The following is an 18,001-nucleotide window of genomic DNA, read 5'->3' on the forward strand; positions in this document are numbered from 1 at the left end:
CCCGGAAACGGCCCGTACGGCACCCTGCGGTGAGCCCATCCGCCGGGCCCGACCGGCGACGCACGGAGAGGTGGCCCGGGATGCGGGTCCTGGTGGTCGAGGACGAACCGCTGCTCGCCGACACGATCGCCGAGTGGCTACGGGGGCAGGCGCACGCCGTCGACCTGGCGTACGACGGCGGCGCCGCCCTTGAGCGCGTCGGTGTGGTCGACTACGACGTGGTGGTCCTGGACCGGGACCTGCCGGTCGTGCACGGCGACGACGTCTGCCGGGAACTCGTCGCGGCACGGTGCGCCACGCGCGTGCTGATGCTGACGGCCGCCGCCGAGGTCACCGACCGCGTCCGGGGCCTCGCGCTCGGCGCCGACGACTACCTCGTCAAGCCGTTCGCCTTCCCCGAACTGGCCGCCCGCGTCCTGGCGCTGGGCCGCAGGTCCCGGCCCGCCGTGCCGCCGGTGCTGAGCCGGGCGGGCATCACCCTCGACCCGGCCCGCGGCGAGGTCTTCCGGGGCAGCCGCTACGTCCCGTTGTCCAGGAAGGAGTTCGCGGTGCTCACGGAGCTGCTGCGGGCCGAAGGCGCGGCCGTCTCGGCGGAACGACTGCTGGAGAAGGCGTGGGACGAGCACGCCGACCCGTTCACCGGCGCGGTACGGCTCGCGGTCCTCAAACTCCGCCGCAAGCTGGGCGATCCGCCCGTGGTGGAGACGGTCACCGGCGTCGGGTACCGGATCCCGTGAAGCGGACCCGGTTCCGGCCCCGCCACACCAGCCTGCGGGCCCGTCTCACCCTCACCTACGGCGGTCTGTTCCTGGTCGGCGGCGTGCTGCTGCTCGGCGTCACCTACGCGCTGCTCGGGCAGCAGCTGGGCGGGCAGGGCACGAAGGTGGTGTCCCGGATGTCGCCGGACCCGAGCGCCTCCGGTACTCCCGTCGACGAGACCCGGACCCTGGTCGGCTCCGGTCCGGGCCTGAGCGCTCCGCCGCCCGGCGCGGACCTGGAGCGGTGGATGGAGGAACAGCGCGACCGCTGGCGCGACGAGGCGACCACCTCCCTCCTCACCCAGGGCGGCATCGCGCTCGGCGTCGTCGGCTGTGCGGCGGCCGTCCTCGGCTGGGTGCTGGCCGGGCGGGTCCTCGCGCCGCTGCACCGGGTCACCGACACCGCGCGCCGGATCGCGGGCGCCCCCGCCGCCGACCGGGGGCTGCACGAGCGGATCGCGCTGCGCGGCCCCGACGACGAGGTGAAGGTCCTCGCCGACACCTTCGACACGATGGTGGAACGCCTCGACCGCTCCTTCGACGGACAGCGCCGCTTCGTCGCCAACGCCTCGCACGAGCTGCGGACGCCGCTGACGCTGAACCGCGCCCTGGTCGAGATGGCCATGCACCGCCCGGCCGCCTCACCGGACGTGCACCGGCTCGGCACGGACCTGCTGGAGATCAACGCCCGCCACGAGCGGCTGATCAGCGGACTGCTGCTGCTGGCGCGCTCGGAGCACGAGGTCGCCGAGCGGCTGCCGGTGGACCTGGCCGACGTGGTCACCCATGTGGTCGCGCAGTGCGCCCCGGAGGCGGCCCGCGCCGGGATCACCCTCGACGAGGAGTCCGCGGAGGCGCCCACCCTCGGCGACGCGCTGCTGCTGGAGCGGCTGGCCCACAACCTCGTCGAGAACGGCGTACGGCACAACACCGGCGACGGCGGCCGGGTCCGGGTGGTGACCAGGGCGCCGGACGCCGACCGGGTCGAGCTGGTCGTCAGCAACACCGGGCCGCCGGTGCCGCCGTACGAGGTGCCCTCGCTGTTCGAGCCCTTCCGCCGTCTCGGCGCCGAGCGGGTGGTCACCGGGAAGGGCGCGGGCCTCGGGCTGTCCATCGTGCGGGCCATCGCCCGCGCCCACGGCGGTGAGGTGAGCGCGGTGCCCCGGGAGGGCGGCGGGCTGACGGTGACGGTGCGGCTGCCCCGCGAGCCGGACACCGGGGACGCTCAGAGCCCGAACAGGGCCGGGTCGGTCGCCAGCTCCTTGAAGTAGGCCTGCGGATGGGCCACCAGCTTGCGTTCCCTCAGGTCCAGCAGCCCGCCGACGGCGGTCAGCTCGGCGGCCACCGTGCCGTCCGCCCTGACGATCCGCTGCTCGATCCGGAACGTCTTGCCGTCGCCCCACTCGAAGGCGCAGGTCACCTCGACCTCGTCACCGGCGAGCAGCTCACGCCTGTAGCGGATGGTCGTCTCCAGGGCGACGGGGCCGATGCCCTTGCCTATCAGGCCGCTCTGGGTGATCCCGGCCGCCTGCAGCAGCGACCAGCGGGCGTGCTCGGCGTAGTTGATGTACACGGCCTGGTTGAGGTGCCCCTGTATGTCGGTCTCGTAGCCACGGACGGTGACCGGTACGGAAAACGGCTCGCTCACGACTTCCCCTCAGTGCGTTCTCGCCATCGACGCTCTCTGCACCGATCTTGGCACGCCGGTCACGCCCGGCGCGGCGAAGCCAGCAGATAGCGAGCGCGCGTACGAGGCTCGGTGTGCTCGCCGGTCTGCCAGCCCGCCCGCTCCAGCGTCGCCGCGCACGCGCGCAGCGCCTCGGTGTCCGGCTGGTACACGGCGACGGCCTCGGGCTGCGGGGTCGCGCGCACCCGGTAGCCGTCCCCGTCGCCGTCGGGACCCGCCGGGCGGTGTCCGGCCGCCTCCAGCGCGAGCGCGGCGGCCTGCGCCAGATGCGTCCGCTCCCAGCCGCAGGGCCGGTCCGTCGCCCCGTCCGGGTTGGTCATCCGGCGCAGCTCGACCAGCCCCTGCCAGGCACTGTGCACCTCGCGGGTGCGTCCGGGCGCGGACGGCTCCTGTGCACCGCCGACCCGCGCGGTGAAGACCCCGGTGGGCTCGGCGGGCTTCTGCCCGGGGGCCGGTTCCTCGCGCATGCGGTGCCCGGCCGGGGTCAGGAAGTGGTCGTGCGGCGGCCGGGGGTGCCGGAAGGCGAGCCCCCGCTGCACCAGCGCCGCGAGCTGTGCCTGCGTACCGCCGCGCAGGCGGCCGGTGACCGGGTCGGCGGCGTCGATCACACGCCGTTGCGCGGCGGTCGGCGGTCGTGTCACGGCGTGCTCCCTCCGGTCGGGGGCGCCCTCCCGCCCGGACGGCGGCGGTCACCCCACTGCCAGGAAGGCTACGACCCGGGTCTGACATTCCACCCGGCGATCACCGGCCGCCCGTGCTCGGTGCTCAACCGGCTCACCGTCCCGGTCGCCAGCTGGAACAGCGCCCCGTCGGCGGGCGGCAGCCCCAGCCACCGTGCCGCCAGCACCCGCAGGAAGTGCCCGTGCGCCACCAGCACCACGCACCCCTCGTTGTTCGCGAGCCCCGCGTGCACCTTGGACAGCATCCGGTCGGCCCGCTCACCGACCTCCTTCGGGCTCTCCCCGGGGTGCTCGGGCGGACCGGCCTCCACCCCGTCGGTGAACAGGAACCACCCCGGCCGCTCGCGGAGGATCTCGACGGTCGTGATCCCCTCGTACGCCCCGTAGTCCCACTCGTGCAGGTCCGCGTCGACCCGAAGGTCCGTCAGCCCGATCAGCTCCGCCGTCTCCCGGGCCCGCTGCGAGGGGCTCACGAAGGCGACGCCGATCCGGTGCGACCTGATCAACGGCGCCAGCAGCCGCGCCTCCGCCCGGCCGTGCTCGGTGAGGGGGACGTCCGTCAGTCCGGTGTGCCGCCCGGAGCGCGACCATTCGGTCTCACCGTGCCGGACGAGAAAGAGATCAGCCATGGGGTTCAGGCTAAGCCGCGTTCACTGGCGATAGCCGCTCAGGAACCTGCCGATCCTCCCGATCGCCGCCTCCAGGTCGTCGGCGTGCGGCAGGGTGAGGATGCGGAAGTGGTCGGGGGTGGGCCAGTTGAAGCCGGTGCCCTGGACGACCTGGATCTTCTCCCGCAGGAGGAGGTCGAGGACGAACTTCTCGTCGTCGTGGATCTTGTGGACCTTGGGGTCGAGGCGCGGGAAGGCGTACAGGGCGCCCCGGGGCTTCACGCAGGTGACGCCGGGGATCTCGTTGAGCTTCTGCCAGGCCACGTCGCGCTGTTCGTGCAGTCGGCCGCCCGGCGCCGTCAGGTCGCGGATGGACTGGCGGCCACCGAGCGCGGCCTGGATGGCGTACTGGGCGGGCGCGTTGGCGCACAGGCGCATGGAGGCCAGCATGGTCAGGCCCTCCAGGTAGTCCCTGGCGTGCTGCTTGGGGCCGGTGACGACCAGCCAGCCGGAGCGGAAGCCCGCCACGCGGTAGGTCTTGGACAGGCCGCAGAAGGTGAGGACGACCAGGTCGGGGGCGAGGGCCGCGGCGGAGTGGTGGACCGCGTCGTCGTAGAGGATCTGGTCGTAGATCTCGTCGGCGAGGACCATCAGGCCGTGCCTGCGGGCGAGGTCGAGGATGCCCTCGACGATCTCCCTGGGGTAGACCGCGCCGGTGGGGTTGTTGGGGTTGATGATCACCACGGCCCTGGTGCGGTCGGTGATCTTCGACTCCATGTCGGCCAGGTCGGGGTACCACTCCGCCTGCTCGTCGCAGAGGTAGTGCACCGCCCTGCCGCCCGCGAGGGTGGTCACCGCCGTCCAGAGGGGGAAGTCGGGGGCGGGGATGAGGATTTCGTCGCCGTCCTCAAGCAGCGCCTGTACGGCCATCGACACCAGCTCGGAGACGCCGTTGCCGAGGAACACGTCGTCGACGTCCACCTCCAGGCCGAGCGTCTGGTAGCGCTGGGCGACCGCGCGGCGGGCGGAGAGGACGCCGCGCGAGTCGGTGTAGCCGTGCGCCCGGGGCAGCATCCGGATCATGTCCTGGAGGATCTCCTCCGGCGCCTCGAAGCCGAACAGGGCGGGGTTGCCGGTGTTCAGGCGCAGCACGCTGTGGCCCGCCTCCTCCAGCGCGTTGGCGTGCTCTATCACCGGGCCGCGGATCTCGTAACAGACCTCGCTCAGCTTGCTCGACTGCCGGAACTCCATGCGCGCTCGCCCCTCCGGTTCGTTGTGATGCTTGGTTTTACCAAGTACGAGCTTGGAAAGTCCAACGACATGTCTAGACTGCGTCGCATGTCACCTCGTCGAAGCTACGACCAGTACTGCTCCGCCGCCCGCGCGCTCGACGCCGTGGGCGACCGCTGGACCCTGCTGATCGTCCGTGAACTCCTCGCCGGGCCGCGCCGCTACACGGACCTGCACGCGGACCTGCCGGGCGTCAGCACCGACGTACTGGCCTCCCGGCTGAAGGACATGGAACGGGACGGGCTGACCACCCGCCGTCGGCTGCCGCCGCCGGGTGCCGCCTACGTCTACGAACTCACCCCGCGCGGACGCGCGTTGCTGCCCGTGCTGCAGGCCCTGGGGGAGTGGGGGCAGGCCGAGCTGGGGGAGCGGCGGCCCACCGACGCCGTGCGCGCCCACTGGTTCGCGCTGCCGCTGCTGCGTGGCCTGGAGGGGGAGGGGCTGGTCGAAGTGCGGCTGGAGGAGGGCGTCTTCCACCTGTACGTGGGCGCCGAGGACGGGCCGCTGTACGGCGACGGACCCGCCCCCGGGGAGGCGGACGCCCTGCTGGCACTGGACACGGGGACGTGTACGGCCGTGGCACGCGGGGAGTTGTCGGTCACCGACGCCGTGCGGGACGGCCGGATCGCGGTGACCGGCGACGGGACGCTGGCGAAGGCGCTGCGGGAGGCCTGACGCACGGAGCGAAAGGGGGCCCGCACCCGGCGGGCCCCCCTTGCTCTCACGTCACGCGCCCGGTGGCACCCGCGACGGCCGCCCCGAGCCCCGCGTCAGGCTGTACCCCGCGACACCCGCGAGCGCCGCCAGCACACCGCCCACCGCGGTCCACACCCAGCGGTCGGACCACCAGCCGGAAGCCCAGCCGTCGTCCGGATCGATGGCCGACAGGACGGCGGAGGACTCCTCCCGCCCGTCCTGCTCGGAGCTGACCGCCACGCCCGGCACCAGTGGCTCCGCCAGCGAGCCGTCCACCGCCGCCGAGCCGCCGATGTCCTTGGAGTCCACCTCGACCTCGGCGGCGACCGGCAGTCCGAGGTCGGCGGTCCGCAGGCCCACCACCGTGAGGCGGACGTAGTACGTGCCCGGCAGCGGGTCGTTCGCCCACGGCTCCGACCAGGCCCGCACGGTGCGCAGGGTGCAGGCCAGCTCCACGGAGGCGGCGTCCTGGGCGGCGGTGCGGGTCTGGGCGCCGTACTGGCAGGCCTGGCGGCGCCGCAGACCGTCGTACACGTCGAGCTGCCAGGTCTCGGCGGCGTGCGCCTCGGGCAGCTTCACCGTGGCGCGCACGGTGGGCCGTTGCCCGGTGTCCGCGGGGAAGGACCAGTACAGGTAGTCGCCCGCGGAGCCGTTCGCCGTGGCCGTGACGCCCTGGTCGATCTCCGTCGCCGTACGGAAGGAGGTGCCCGCCTCGGTGGGGGCGCCGTCGTCGGCGGACGGGCTCGGGGAGGCGGAGTCGGCGGCGGCCGGTCCGGCGGCCAGGCCGAGGGCCAGCAGGGCCGCGCCGACGGTGCTTGTGATGCGCATCAGTTGGTCCTCCATACCGCGACCCGCCAGCGGGACACCCAGCCCCACAGCAGACCGGCGACGAAACCGGTCAGGATCAGCGCGCCCAGCAGCCACCAGCCGCGCCCGAGGCCGAAGGAGGCCACGTCGTCCGCTGCGCTCGGCCCGTCCACCACGTCGACGGTCAGCTCGACCGGCAGACCCGGCGCCGTCTTCTCGCCGGAGGCCGCCGTGTAGGAGTGGGTGACCTGGAGGCACACCGTCTCGGCGGCGGGCTTGTCCGCGTCGTCGTCGCTCTCGCGCTTGGGGTAGCGCAGACCCGTGGAGACCATGTCCGTACGGCCGTTGCCCGCGGTTTCGCCGCGCACGATCTCCCGTCCGGACACCGTGACGGCCCGCAGCAGCACCCCGTACGACGGGTTCACGGCCCGGTCGGCGGCCACGCTCACCGCGGCGCGCAGCTCCTGGCCCGGCAGCACGTCCACCCGGTACCAGCGCTGCTGGCCGGACTCCGCGCGGTCGGTGTAGAGACCGGACGTCAGCGTCGGCGCCTGCGCGCACGCGTCGGTGCCCTCGGCGGGCCGCGGCACCACGACGGGATCGGCGGCGCGGTCCACCAACTGGTTGACACGGTCGGTCAGTTCGTCGGTGTGCTCGACGGAGGTGTAGGTGCCGCCGGTCGCCTCGGCGATACAGCTGAGCTGCTGGCGCATCTTGGTGTTGGGCACCAGGCCGAGGGTGTCGATGGTCAGGCCGATGCCCTTGGCGGCGATCTCCCGGGCGACCTCGCACGGGTCGAGCGGGGCGCAGGTGTCCTCGCCGTCGCTGATCAGCACGATGCGCTTGGAGCCGGTGCCGCCGTCGAGGTCGTCGGCGGCCTTCAGCAGCGCCGGGCCGATCGGGGTCCAGCCGGTCGGCACCAGCGTGGCGACGGCCGTCTTCGCCTCGGTGCGGTCCAGCGGGCCGACCGGGTAGAGCTGCGCGGTGTCCTCGCAGCCCTTCTTCCGGTCGTCGCCCGGGTAGTCGGCGCCCAGCGTGCGGATGCCGAGTCGCACCTCTTCGGGCGTGGCGTCCAGCACCTCGTTGAACGCCTGCTTCGCCGCCGCCATCCGCGACTGCCCGTCGATGTCCCGTGCCCGCATCGAACCGCTCACGTCCAGGACGAGGTTGACCTGGGGCGCGGCGGCCGTGGTCTCGTCGGTCTCGTCGGCGAGCGCCGTGGACGGCAGCGCGAGCCCGGCCGTCAGCGCGGCGAACAGGACCCAGGCCCCGGCCGCCAGCCGTTTTCTTGTGATCATCGCCGGATCCTATTGATCACGGATGCCATCAGTCACAGCGGGGTGCGGGTCAGCCGAGCGGGTTGGGCAGGGTCGTCCACTGGTCTCCCGGCGTGCCGGGGGAGAGCCGCATCAGCGTCAACGCCTTGGTGGGGAGCGCATCTTGACGCAGGGCGGGGAGATCGGGGGTGGACGGGAGGTCGCGTACGGCGGTCTCCAGCGCGTCGCGCAGCACCGGCCCCGTTCCTGCCGTCCCGGCCAGCGCGCCCGCCACCAGCGAGCCGAACAGCTTGCGGCGCAGCGCGGTGACGTCGTCGGTGCGGATCCGGGCGGGCAGGTCGGGCAGGGGGACGCCGTGGCGGGCCAGCCGGGCGGGGCTGACGCGGATGTCGGCGAGGTCGCGGTAGACCAGCCGCACCGGGGCGCCGGACCCGGAGAGCACCACCAGCAGGTTCTGGCCGTGCGCCTCCAGCGCCACCCCCAGCTCCAGCAGCCGCAGCCCGGCCGTCAGCGTGAGCCGGGCGAAGTCCGCCAGCCAGGCCGGGGACGACGGCAGCCCGGTGGTCGGCAGGGCGGCCACCGGCACCATGTGCTCACCCGGCCCCGCGAACACCCGCGGCGACTCGCGCAGTACGGCCGCGAGGTCCTGGGAGCCGTCCGTGACCGCGCCCAGGGTGCGGGTGACGTGCAGCAGACCGTCGGTGCGCTCGGCCACCCGCTCGCCGAAGTCGGACAGCACGCCGGACCCGGTGACCGAGGGCACGGAGATGTCCCGCACCGAGGAGGTCAGCCGGGTGCTCAGCGCGGTCTTCACGTGCGGACCGCCGGGCACGGCGAGGGTGCGCAGCGACATCAGCGGATGCGCGGCGAGCACCCCGGCCAGCCCCTCGTCGCCGGACGGCTTGAGCACATGCGCCGCCTGCCAGGGATGCACCGGGATCAACAGCCGGTCCCCGTCCCGCAGATCGTCCGGCCACGCGCCCGCGACCAGGCACGCCTCCGCCCGCACCGGCAGCAGCCCCAGCTCCACCAGCGGCCCGTGCTCGGGCGCGTAGGCGAGCTGCTCGGCCACCGAGAAGGCGGGCCGGGCACGGCAGTTCGGATGGAACGGATGGCCGTCGACGACCCGCCGCTCCCACTCCCAGTCGGTGCTCGGCCAGGGTGGGGAGGACTCCTCCTGGTTGGCCCTTGACAGGGCCAACGAAGCGACACTGTGTCCGAGTTCCCGCGCGAAGGCCGCCCCGTGCGGCACGCCGAGAGCGATCAGCAGCCGCTCCGGATCGTCGTGGGGTACGCCGTCCAGGTGGACGACGGTGACGTAGGCGCCGGTCGCGTACGGGTCCGGGGCGGGCCCGTCCAGCGTGCGCCCGTCGGAGAGCCGCAGCGTGCCGCGGTCCCGCCGCCGCACCCAGGGCAGCGGCTCATGGGTCAGCGCCCGCCACAGACGGGACAGCACGGCCGCGCGGGCGCCGGGCAGCTCGGCCGTGAAGCGCGGCACGAGACCGGGACGCACGACGGCCAGCTCCTCGGCGACCTCGGCCTCGACGGTGGTGCGGGGACGGTCCACGGGCGGGCTCCTCGGCTGGGAGTGTCACGAATACGGTGGTCACGGCGGCGGACGACGCCAGTGAATACTGATCATCTCCCGCCCGAACGGACCACAGGGAACGAGAGGAACGCGTGGACCTCATGCCCCCGACGCCCGACGACGACGCAGCGCCGCCCGACGCCGCCGCGGCCCGCGCCGACGCCTACGCTGCCGCGCCCCTGCTCAACTGCCTGCTGCGCGAGGTGGCCCACCCGCTGCCGGAGAGCGGGGCGCGCCGGGTGTTCCGGCTGCCCGACGGACGGCTGCTGCGGGTCCGCGGCACCCGGCGGCCCGCCGGGCCCGAGCTGCACACGGCGGGCCGCTGGCACCGCCTCGGCCATAACGATCTGGTCAAACTCGTCGCCGAGGAACTCGCCCACCACACGGGACTGTCCAACGCCGAACTGCCCGCCGAGATGACCGACAGCCGCGACGCGGTCGCCGCGCTGCTCGCGGCCCGCGCGAGGGCGACGGCACCCGAGGACCCGTACCTGCGCTCCGAGCAGGCCCTGGTCACCGGCCACCCGCACCACCCCGCCCCCAAGACGCGCGGCGGCGGCCCGCCCGGCACCTGGCTGCCGTACGCGCCGGAGGCGCACGCCCGTTTCCCGCTGGTCCTGCTCGGTGTGCGCGAGGACCTGGTGGTGGAGGAGGGCGACACCTCGGCGCTCGACGCCCTGGCGCCCGCCCCGCCGGGCTACCGGCTGCTGCCCGCCCACCCCTGGCAGTTGGAGCTGACCGCCCACCAACTGGCGCCCGCCTTCGCCGACGGCCGTCTGGTGCGGCTCGGCACCACCGGGTTCGACACCTGGCCGACGGCGGCGATCCGCACGGTGTACGCCCCCTCGCGCGACCTGTTCCTGAAGTTCAGCCTGGACGTGCGCATCACCAACGACGTACGGCGGCTGTGGCGGCACGACCTGGAGAAGCTGCGCCGCACGGACGCGGCGGTCGCGGGGGCGCTGGCGGCGGGCCCGGCGGCCTGGCTCGCCGACCGCGGCTACCGCACCGCCCGGTTCGCCTTCGAGGAACTCGCGGTCCTGGTCCGCGACGGGCTGCGGGAGCACCTCCTGCCGGGGGCGATGCCGCTGCTGGCCGCCGGGCTGGTGGAGGGCTTCGAGGGCAACCCGCTGGACGGCGCCCGGGACCCGGCGTCGTGGTGGGAGGCGTATCTCGCCCAGGTGGTGCCGCCCGCCCTCACCGCGTTCGCCGGACACGGCGTCGTACTGGAGGCGCACCTGCAGAACACGCTGGTCGCCGTGGACGCCGACGGGATGCCGGTGCAGGCCCTGTACCGGGACGCGGAGGGCGTGAAGCTGCTGCCCGAGACGGACCGCGCGGCGGGCTGGGAGCGGCTGGTGTACTGCCTGCTCGTCAACCACCTCGTCGAGGTCGCCGGGGCCCTGACGGAGCGGCACCCCGCCCTCGACCCCTGGCCCGCCGTACGCCGTGAGCTGACCCGGCACGGGGTGCCCGAGGCCACCGCCCTCCTCACCCAGCCCACCGTGCCCGCCAAGACCAACCTGCTGCTGCGCTGGACGGGCGCGGACGGCGCCGCGGCGCGGTACCGGCCGCTGGCCAACCCGCTGGCGGGCGGCTGAGCGGCGGCGCACCGCCCGGCCGGGTCAGCCGACATGGGTCGGCAGCAGCTCGCGGACCAGTCCGGCCGCCTCCCTGGTGTGGTGGCTGAGGAAGAAGTGGCCGCCTTCGAACACCCGCATCCGGAAGTCACCGGAGGTGTGGTGCCGCCACGCCTCCACATCCGCCGCGGTCGCGTCGGTGTCCTGGCCGCCCGCGAGCGCCAGCACGGGACACGACAGCGTCCGGCCCGGTGTGCCCTGGTACGACGCCAGCGCCCGGTAGTCGCCGCGCAGCGCGGGCAGGACCAGCTCCCGCAGCTCCGGGTCGTCGAGGAGCGCGGCGTCCGTGCCGCCGAGCGCGCGCACCTTGGCGATCAGGGCCGCGTCGTCCCGCAGCCAGCTCCGGTCCCGCGGGGGCAGGGACGGGGCGCGTCGGCCCGACAGGACGAGCAGCCGTGGCTCACCGCCCGGCTCGCGCGCCAGCCGCACGGCCACCTCGTAGGCCAGGGACGCCCCCATGCTGTGCCCCAGCAGCGCCCGGGGCCGCTCACGCCCGGGGCCCAGGACCCCGGCGATCAGATCGGCCAGCCGGTGCAGGTCCCCGACCGGCGCCTCACGGTGCCGGTCCTGCCGCCCGGGGTACTGCACGGCCAGCACGTCGACCGTGGGGGACAGTTCCGCGGAGAGTCCGCGCCAGGAGGAGGCGGCGCCGCCCGCGTGCGGGAAGCAGACCACCTCGCAGACCGCGCCCTCGCTCGCGTGGAAACGCCGTAACCAGAGGTCCTGTCCTTTGTGTGCCACGGCCAGACCACCAGGGGGTGTGAAGTCGAGTAACAAGCGCTCGCCTCACTGTCGGAGTGTGACGGGACTTCACGCAATGACCAGGAGGTACGTGGGGGAGCCAATGGCCGAAAGGGTGCGCTGTCGGTCCTGATCCGATGCCGCGCACGTGGGATCAGTGCGGCGGCGTGCGTTCGGGCAGGGTGAGCGCCGAATGGGCCGGGCGGGGCCCGGCGGAGGGGACGGCGGTGAGGTCGCGCAGCCTGGCGTTGCGCTGCTCCAGGGCCTGGGCGGTGGTCGGGAAGAGCGTGGCGCCGCCCTCCCCGACCAACTCCTGGTTCAGGGTCACGAACTCGCGGGTGTGGTGCTCGTAGGCGGCGAACCCCGCGGTGTGGTCCCGGTCCGCCAGGGACGCGGCCAGCATGTACGCGCCGACGAGCGCGAGGCTGGTGCCCTGGCCCGTGAGGAACGAGGGCGCGTACGCGGCGTCGCCGACCAGCGCGACCCTGCCGCCGGACCAGCGGGGCATGCGGATCTGGCTGACGCCGTCGAAGAACAGGTCGTCCGCGCCGCGCAGGGCGGCCAGCATGCCCGGGACCTCCCACCCCGCGTCGGCGAAGACTTCGGCGAGCAGGCCCCGTTGGGCCGCCGGGTCACGGAACGCGTCGAACGGCGGCGCCGGGTGGGCGAAGGTCAGGAAGGCGTGCACCTCGTCGCCGTCCTCGACCGCGTACAGGGCCGCCGCCCGGCCCGGCGCGTTCCACATCACCGTCTCGTGGGACAGCCCGAGGCGGTTGGGCATGGTGAACACGCCGAAGCAGTATCCGAGGTAGCGGTGGAACCGCTCCTCGGGGCCGAACAGCAACTCGCGGGTGCGCGAGTGCACCCCGTCCGCGCCCACCACCACGTCGAACGTACGCCTGCCGCCCCCGCGGAAGGTGACGTCGACACCGTGGCCGGACTGGCGCAGGGTGTCGATCGAGTCGCTGAACAGGAACTCCACGTCGTCACGGACCGCCGCGTACAGCGCCCGGGTCAGATCCCCACGCCGCACTTCCAGGTCCTGACCCGCGACACCGCCCGTGACGGTGTGCGGGTGGAGCGACGCCACCCGGCCGCCGTCCTCGTCGAGGAAGGTCAGTCGGCGCAACTCGATGTGCGCCTTCCGCAGTTGCGGCAGGACGCCCATCCTGCGGACGACTTCCAGCGCCGTGCCGCGTACGTCGACGGGGTACCCGCCGTCGCGCGGGGTTCCCGCCTTCTCGACGACCGTGACGGCGTACCCGTACCGGTGCAGCCAGTAGGCGAGGGCGGGACCGGCGACGCTGGCCCCGGATATCAGTACCGTGCGCTTCATTCCTTGACTCCTTTGCCCATGGTGCGAGTGACGAGCAGGGACAGCACCGTGACGGCGCCCGCGATGACGAACCCGGTGACGAAGGCCGACTCGGCGGGGACGTCCGATCCGGCCGGGGTCGCCGCGGTGAGCAGCGCACCGGCGAACTGCGCGCCGACGGCGTAGCCGACCACGCGCGTCACCAGGACCAGGCTGGTGGCGATGCCGGTGTCCCCTTGGTCGACGGAGGTGGCGGTACTGGTCACCAGCGCCGTCACACACAGGCCGCTGGCGAGGGCGATCAGCGTCTTGCCGATGACGAGGTGCCAGACCTCGCTGTGCACGGCCGACAGGGCGATCAGGGCGACGGCCATCAGCACGATCCCGGCGGTGACCACGGCACGCGAGCCGAGGCGGCGGGCCCCGATCCCGCCGATCGGCCCGGCCAGCGACGCGGCCACGGCGCCGGGCAGCAGGAAGAAGCCGATCTCGGTGGCCGAGGCCCCGAAGCCGTACGTGCCGGTGGGCACCGCGAGCAACTGCGGGACGAGGTAGACCGCCACCGACGTGCCGACGCAGATCACGAACGTCAGCACGCACGCCTTCCAGATGGCGGGCCGCGCGAGCATGCGCGGATCGATCATCGGCGCTGCGACGCGTCGTTCCACGGCTGTCCATCCGCTCACGAAGGCGGCCAGGATCACGATCAGGGCGCCGAGCACGAGCGGCCGCGATCCGGCGTCGGGCGCCAGGGCGAGCGTGAGCATGAGCGTGACCAACGCCCCGCTCAGCAGTAACAGACCGGGCCAGTCGATCCCGGCGCCGTCCGACCGGCCCGGCGGATCGGTCGGCATCAGCCTGTTCACCAGCACGGTGGCGCCGACGACCGCGAACGTCGGCAGCGCGAACATCCAGTGCCGGGACAGCGTCTCCGCCACCGGCCCGGCCGACAGCGTGCCCGCCATTCCGCCGCCCACGAACAACCCGCTGACCACCCCGATGGCCACCTTCGCGTCGCCCTCGGGGAGGTGTGTGCGCACCAGGATGAACGACAGGGGCAGGGCACCGACCATCGCGCCCTGCAACACCTGGCCGAGCAGCAGCACCGGCAGGTTCGGTGCCAGCGCCGACACCAGGCCGCCCGCCGAGACCACCCCCATCAGCCGGACCAGGACGCGTTTCCCGCCGTAGCGGTCGCCGAGCCTGCCCGCGACCGGGGTGATGACGGCGCCGGTGATGAGCAGGGCGATGCTCAGCAGCGCCCCCTCGGCCGGGCTCATGTGCAGCTCCCGTTGCAGGAGCGGAAGCGTCGGCGTCACCACCGACTCCAGGGCACCGGTGGCGACCGCCAGCATGCCGAGGGCGACGACGGCCGCCCTCCCGATGCGGACCGGGGGAGCCAGGGTCATGGTCATGGGAGTCCTTTCCAGCGTTGCCGGGCGGGTGTGGGCGCGAAGGCCGGGGGTCGGAGAGGCCGTACGGGGCGGGAGGCGACGCGATGCCGGGCACCCGCCCCGTACACATGCGCTACGACCAGCGGCGCAGCACTCCCCGAGCGGGCAGCGTGACCGCGAGGAGCGTCAGCCCTCCGGCGGCGGCCACGAAGGACCCGTACACGAGCGGGGGCACGTACGGTGCCTCGCCGGTCATGCCGTTCATCATCGGGATCAGCGTGGCCGCGGCGATCGCCGAGCCGAGGAGCACGCCCGCGCCCGACACCAGCAGGCTCTCCCACTGGAGCATCCGCAGGACCTGGCGCCGGGTGGAGCCGACGAGACGCAGCGTGCCCAGTTCGCGGCGGCGGTCGAGGACCGTCATCACCAGGGTGTTGACGGCGGCGACGGCGGCGAAGCCACCGAGGACCGCGGCCATGGTGTTGTTCATCCAGGCACCGGTCCTGGCGTCGAGACTCTGCTCGGTGGCGTACCCGGAGGCGTCGGTGACCTCGCCCAGGGCGGCGAGTGACTCCCGCGGGCCGCCGCGTACGAGCAGCGTGCTGTCGAAGCCGGAGGTGGTGTGCCCGGCCAGCGAGGCCCGGTCCATCGTCACCGCGGCCAGGCCCAGGCCGCGCCCGTAGACGGCGACGACCTCGGGGCGGGCCTCGGTGCCGTCGGGGAGGTAGAGCGGCATCCGGTCGCCGACGCCGACGTCCGCCGTCCTCGCCAGCGTCTTGTCGATGGCGACGCGGCCGGTGCCGATCCGGTCGAGGCTGCCTTCCGTCACGTCCAGGTCCTGCACCCGCGCCAGCTCCGCACCGGACGCGGCGACGCCCTGGACCGCCGCGCTCCGCAGCGCCTTGAACTCGCCGGAACCGGTCGGCACCAGCACCCGCGTCTTCTGCACGCCGACGGCCGCGACCACGCCGGGCGCGCGGGCGGCCCGCGCCGCCGCGTCGACCGGGAGCCCGGCCGGGTCGGTGACCACGTGGTCCGCGGTGATGCCCGCGCGCAGTTGCTGGTCGGCGATGTGACGCTCGCTGGTGTTCATGAAGACGAGCGTCGACGCGAAGGCCACGGCCAGCACGATCGGCGTGATCGCGGAGGCCAGACGGCGGGCGTTGGCACGGGAGTTGGCGGCGGCCAGCTCGGCGGCCGGGCCCGCGCCGCGCAGCGGCAGCCCGAACAGGCCCGCGCACAGCCGCGCCACCAGCGGGCCGAGCAGCCCGACGGCGAGCATGAAGCACATGACGACGCCGAGGGCCGCACCGGCGGCGTCGTCCCCGGTGGAGCTAGCGGCGACACCGGTGAGAGCCGCGCCGCCGACCAGGGCGGCCACGCCGAGGACCGTACGGACGCTCCCGGGCCGGAGCCGCTCGACCGACGCCTCGGTGAGCGCCTGCCCCGGCTTGATCCTCGCGGGCCTGCGCCCGGCGATCCAGCCCGCGCCGAGCGCGGTCAGCAGCCCGGCGCCGACGGCGATCAGCAGGGGGATGCCGGAGACGTGCACCGATACGGCCTCGGGGACCGCGCCGCGGTCCTGCAACTGCCCGAACCACCAGTGCGCGAGCCCGATCCCGGGCAGCGTGCCGAGGATCCCGGCGAGCGGGGCGACCAGCAGCGCTTCGGAGGCGACGGCGCGGCGGATCTGCCGCGGGGTGGCGCCGACGGCGCGCAGCAGCGCGAACTCGCGGGCCCGCTGCGAGACGGACAGGGCCACCGTCCCGGCCGCGGTGAAGACCGCGACGATGGTGGCGACGCCGCCGAACGGGCCGCCGATGCCGAAGAGGATGTCCTTGGCGTAGGCGAGGCCCGGGTCCTCGACGGCACCGCGGTCCTCCCCGGTGTGCACCTGGGCGCCGGAGCCCGCCAGGGCCTTGCTGACGGAGTCGGCGAGGGCGCCGGGGTCCGTGCCGTCCCCGGTCAGCACGGCGAGGGCGTCCGCCTTGCCGGGGTGGCCCGCGAGCGCGGGCGCCTCGGAGTCGGCGAACCAGACGGTGGCGCCGGTGTGCCGGGCGGTGTCGGCGGCGGTCGGCTCGGCGATGCCCGCGACGCGGAAGTCCCGCCGCCCGGAGGCGGTTTCGAGTGCGACGGTGTCGCCGACACCGGCCTTCGCGGTACGGGCCGTACCGGCGTCGAGCACCACCTCGCCCGCGCCCGGCGCGGCGCCCGCGGACAGCGCGGTACCGGTGAAGGCGTGCGAGCCCCAGCCGTGCGCGGTGAGCGGGCCGTCCCCGGCCCGTACCGGGAACGTGAAGTCCGGCACCACGGCCGTGACGCCCGGCGCCCGGGCGGCCCGCGCCGCCAGCGCGACGTCCACGCGTGCCGTGTCCGGCAGCGGCACCGCCTCCTCCTCACGGTCCTCGCCGCTGCCCGTCACGACGTACTCGTACTGGTCCGCCGCGACGACGACCGGCGCCTTCGCGTACCGCTCCGCCGGTACCGAGGCGCGCAGGCCGGTCTCCATGAGGATGCCGCAGGCCGAGACGATCAGCGCGGACATCAGCAGCGCGACGAAGGTCCCCGCGAACGAGGCGGGCTTGAAGCGGACCGCGGCGCGCGCCAGTCCGTTGGGCCTCAGCCTCATGCCGCCGCCCCCGCCAGCACGCCCGTACGACCGGACAGTGCCGTCATCCGCGCCGCGATCTGCTCCGCCGTACCGTGTTCCAGGCCGCCGACGAACGTACCGTCGGCGAGGAACAGCACCCGGTCGGCCCAGGCGGCGGCCGTCGGGTCGTGGGTGACCATGACGACGGTGGCACCGAGGGTGTCCACCGCCTGCCGGAGCAGTCCGAGGACCTCGGCGGCGGTGCCGGTGTCGAGGGCGCCGGTCGGCTCGTCGGCGAAGATCACGTCCGGCGACGTGACCAGGGCGCGGGCGACGGCCACGCGCTGCTGCTGGCCGCCGGACAGCTCGGCGGGCCGACGCCGCGCCTTGTCCGCGAGGCCGACCCGCGCGAGCACCGCGGCGGCCCGGTGGTGGTCCTGGCGCTGCCCGGCGAGGCGCAGGGGCAGCAGGACGTTCTGCTCCACGGTCAGCGACGGCAGCAGGTTGAACGCCTGGAAGACGAAGCCGAGGCGGCTGCGGCGCAGTTCGGTGAGCTGGTTCTCGTCCAGACCGGTGATCTCGGTGCCGCCGAGGCGTACGGACCCGGAGGTGGGCCGGTCGAGCCCGGCGGCGCACTGCAGGAAGGTGGACTTGCCGGACCCGGACGGTCCCATCACGGCGGTGAACGTGCCGCGCGGGAGGGCGAGGTCGATGCCCGCGAGGGCGTGCACGGCGCCGCCGCCGCGGCCGTAGCGCCGCCGGACATCGCGCAGCTCGACGGCGGGACCGGGGGTGGCGGCCGGGGCCTCCGGTCGCGCGTCCACCGTGTGCCGCTTGCCACTGCGTAGCCTCATGTTCTTGCCTTTCGTGATCCTGGTGTGCCGACGCCGTGGACTGTGCGGCAGCGGTCGCGTGCGGCGCGTCATACCG

At 74.2% G+C, this 18,001-nt stretch carries 16 protein-coding genes; 4 read left to right on the top strand and 12 right to left on the bottom strand.

Going from position 1 to position 18,001, the window contains the following annotated elements; all coding sequences use genetic code 11:
* Nucleotides 1-80 precede the first annotated feature (80 nt).
* Together ACFVQG_RS04660 and ACFVQG_RS04665 are read left to right on the top strand one after the other, a co-directional pair.
* Nucleotides 81-737 (top strand): response regulator transcription factor, encoded by a 657-nt coding sequence (locus ACFVQG_RS04660; RefSeq protein WP_383376808.1) that lies wholly within the window; start codon nt 81-83, stop codon nt 735-737.
* The gene (locus tag ACFVQG_RS04665) at nt 734-2,029 is read left to right on the top strand and encodes a sensor histidine kinase (RefSeq protein WP_383376810.1); all 1,296 of its coding nucleotides are present in this window, start codon (nt 734-736) and stop codon (nt 2,027-2,029) included. The genes ACFVQG_RS04660 and ACFVQG_RS04665 overlap by 4 nt, the downstream gene beginning before the upstream one ends.
* Here ACFVQG_RS04665 and ACFVQG_RS04670 read toward each other — a convergent pair.
* The 4 genes from ACFVQG_RS04670 to ACFVQG_RS04685 form a co-directional block, all read right to left on the bottom strand.
* Nucleotides 1,984-2,406, bottom strand: coding sequence for an acyl-CoA thioesterase (locus ACFVQG_RS04670; protein WP_383376812.1), 423 nt, complete (start codon nt 2,404-2,406; stop codon nt 1,984-1,986). The genes ACFVQG_RS04665 and ACFVQG_RS04670 overlap by 46 nt on opposite strands.
* 59 nt (nt 2,407-2,465) lie before the next feature.
* Nucleotides 2,466-3,086 carry a hypothetical protein gene (locus ACFVQG_RS04675; protein WP_383376814.1) on the bottom strand — a complete coding sequence of 207 codons (621 nt, stop codon included), beginning with the start codon at nt 3,084-3,086 and terminating at the stop codon, nt 2,466-2,468.
* A 68-nt stretch (nt 3,087-3,154) separates the two neighbouring features.
* A complete protein-coding gene (locus ACFVQG_RS04680) occupies nt 3,155-3,754 on the bottom strand; it encodes a histidine phosphatase family protein (protein ID WP_383376815.1) in 600 nt (199 codons plus the stop codon).
* A gap of 21 nt (nt 3,755-3,775) precedes the next feature.
* Nucleotides 3,776-4,984 carry a pyridoxal phosphate-dependent aminotransferase gene (locus tag ACFVQG_RS04685; protein WP_383376817.1) on the bottom strand — a complete coding sequence of 403 codons (1,209 nt, stop codon included), beginning with the start codon at nt 4,982-4,984 and terminating at the stop codon, nt 3,776-3,778.
* An 87-nt stretch (nt 4,985-5,071) separates the two neighbouring features.
* On the opposite strand from ACFVQG_RS04685, the gene ACFVQG_RS04690 reads away from it, so the two are divergent.
* The gene (locus tag ACFVQG_RS04690) at nt 5,072-5,698 is read left to right on the top strand and encodes a winged helix-turn-helix transcriptional regulator (protein WP_383376819.1); all 627 of its coding nucleotides are present in this window, start codon (nt 5,072-5,074) and stop codon (nt 5,696-5,698) included.
* Nucleotides 5,699-5,749: 51 nt separating this feature from the next.
* Here ACFVQG_RS04690 and ACFVQG_RS04695 read toward each other — a convergent pair whose 3' ends face one another.
* The 3 genes from ACFVQG_RS04695 to ACFVQG_RS04705 are packed head-to-tail and all read right to left on the bottom strand — an operon-like array spanning nt 5,750 to nt 9,370.
* Entirely contained in the window at nt 5,750-6,547 is a 798-nt protein-coding gene (locus ACFVQG_RS04695) for a hypothetical protein (RefSeq protein ID WP_383376821.1), read from the bottom strand.
* The gene (locus ACFVQG_RS04700) at nt 6,547-7,824 is read right to left on the bottom strand and encodes a VWA domain-containing protein (RefSeq protein WP_383376823.1); all 1,278 of its coding nucleotides are present in this window, start codon (nt 7,822-7,824) and stop codon (nt 6,547-6,549) included. The genes ACFVQG_RS04695 and ACFVQG_RS04700 overlap by 1 nt, the downstream gene beginning before the upstream one ends.
* Nucleotides 7,825-7,873: 49 nt before the next feature.
* A complete protein-coding gene (locus ACFVQG_RS04705; protein ID WP_383376825.1) occupies nt 7,874-9,370 on the bottom strand; it encodes an IucA/IucC family protein in 1,497 nt (498 codons plus the stop codon).
* A gap of 122 nt (nt 9,371-9,492) precedes the next feature.
* Between ACFVQG_RS04705 and ACFVQG_RS04710 the strand changes: the two genes are divergently transcribed.
* On the top strand, nt 9,493-10,992 hold the full coding sequence (locus ACFVQG_RS04710; RefSeq protein ID WP_383376827.1) for an IucA/IucC family protein: 1,500 nt from the start codon (nt 9,493-9,495) through the stop codon (nt 10,990-10,992).
* Between the two features lie 24 nt (nt 10,993-11,016).
* On the opposite strand, the gene ACFVQG_RS04715 is transcribed toward ACFVQG_RS04710, so the two are convergent.
* The 5 genes from ACFVQG_RS04715 to ACFVQG_RS04735 form a co-directional block, all read right to left on the bottom strand.
* Nucleotides 11,017-11,772 (bottom strand): thioesterase II family protein, encoded by a 756-nt coding sequence (locus tag ACFVQG_RS04715; protein WP_383376829.1) that lies wholly within the window; start codon nt 11,770-11,772, stop codon nt 11,017-11,019.
* A gap of 154 nt (nt 11,773-11,926) precedes the next feature.
* Nucleotides 11,927-13,108, bottom strand: coding sequence for an FAD-dependent monooxygenase (locus ACFVQG_RS04720; RefSeq protein WP_383376831.1), 1,182 nt, complete (start codon nt 13,106-13,108; stop codon nt 11,927-11,929).
* Nucleotides 13,105-14,502 carry an MFS transporter gene (locus ACFVQG_RS04725; RefSeq protein ID WP_383376833.1) on the bottom strand — a complete coding sequence of 466 codons (1,398 nt, stop codon included), beginning with the start codon at nt 14,500-14,502 and terminating at the stop codon, nt 13,105-13,107. The genes ACFVQG_RS04720 and ACFVQG_RS04725 overlap by 4 nt, the downstream gene beginning before the upstream one ends.
* 112 nt (nt 14,503-14,614) lie before the next feature.
* Entirely contained in the window at nt 14,615-17,110 is a 2,496-nt protein-coding gene (locus ACFVQG_RS04730; protein WP_383376835.1) for an FtsX-like permease family protein, read from the bottom strand.
* The gene (locus tag ACFVQG_RS04735) at nt 17,107-17,925 is read right to left on the bottom strand and encodes an ABC transporter ATP-binding protein (protein ID WP_383376837.1); all 819 of its coding nucleotides are present in this window, start codon (nt 17,923-17,925) and stop codon (nt 17,107-17,109) included. Before ACFVQG_RS04735 ends, ACFVQG_RS04730 begins: the two co-directional genes overlap by 4 nt.
* Between the last annotated feature and the right edge of the window lie 76 nt (nt 17,926-18,001).

This window comes from Streptomyces sp. NPDC057877 (assembly GCF_042796855.1).
GTDB lineage: Bacteria > Actinomycetota > Actinomycetes > Streptomycetales > Streptomycetaceae > Streptomyces.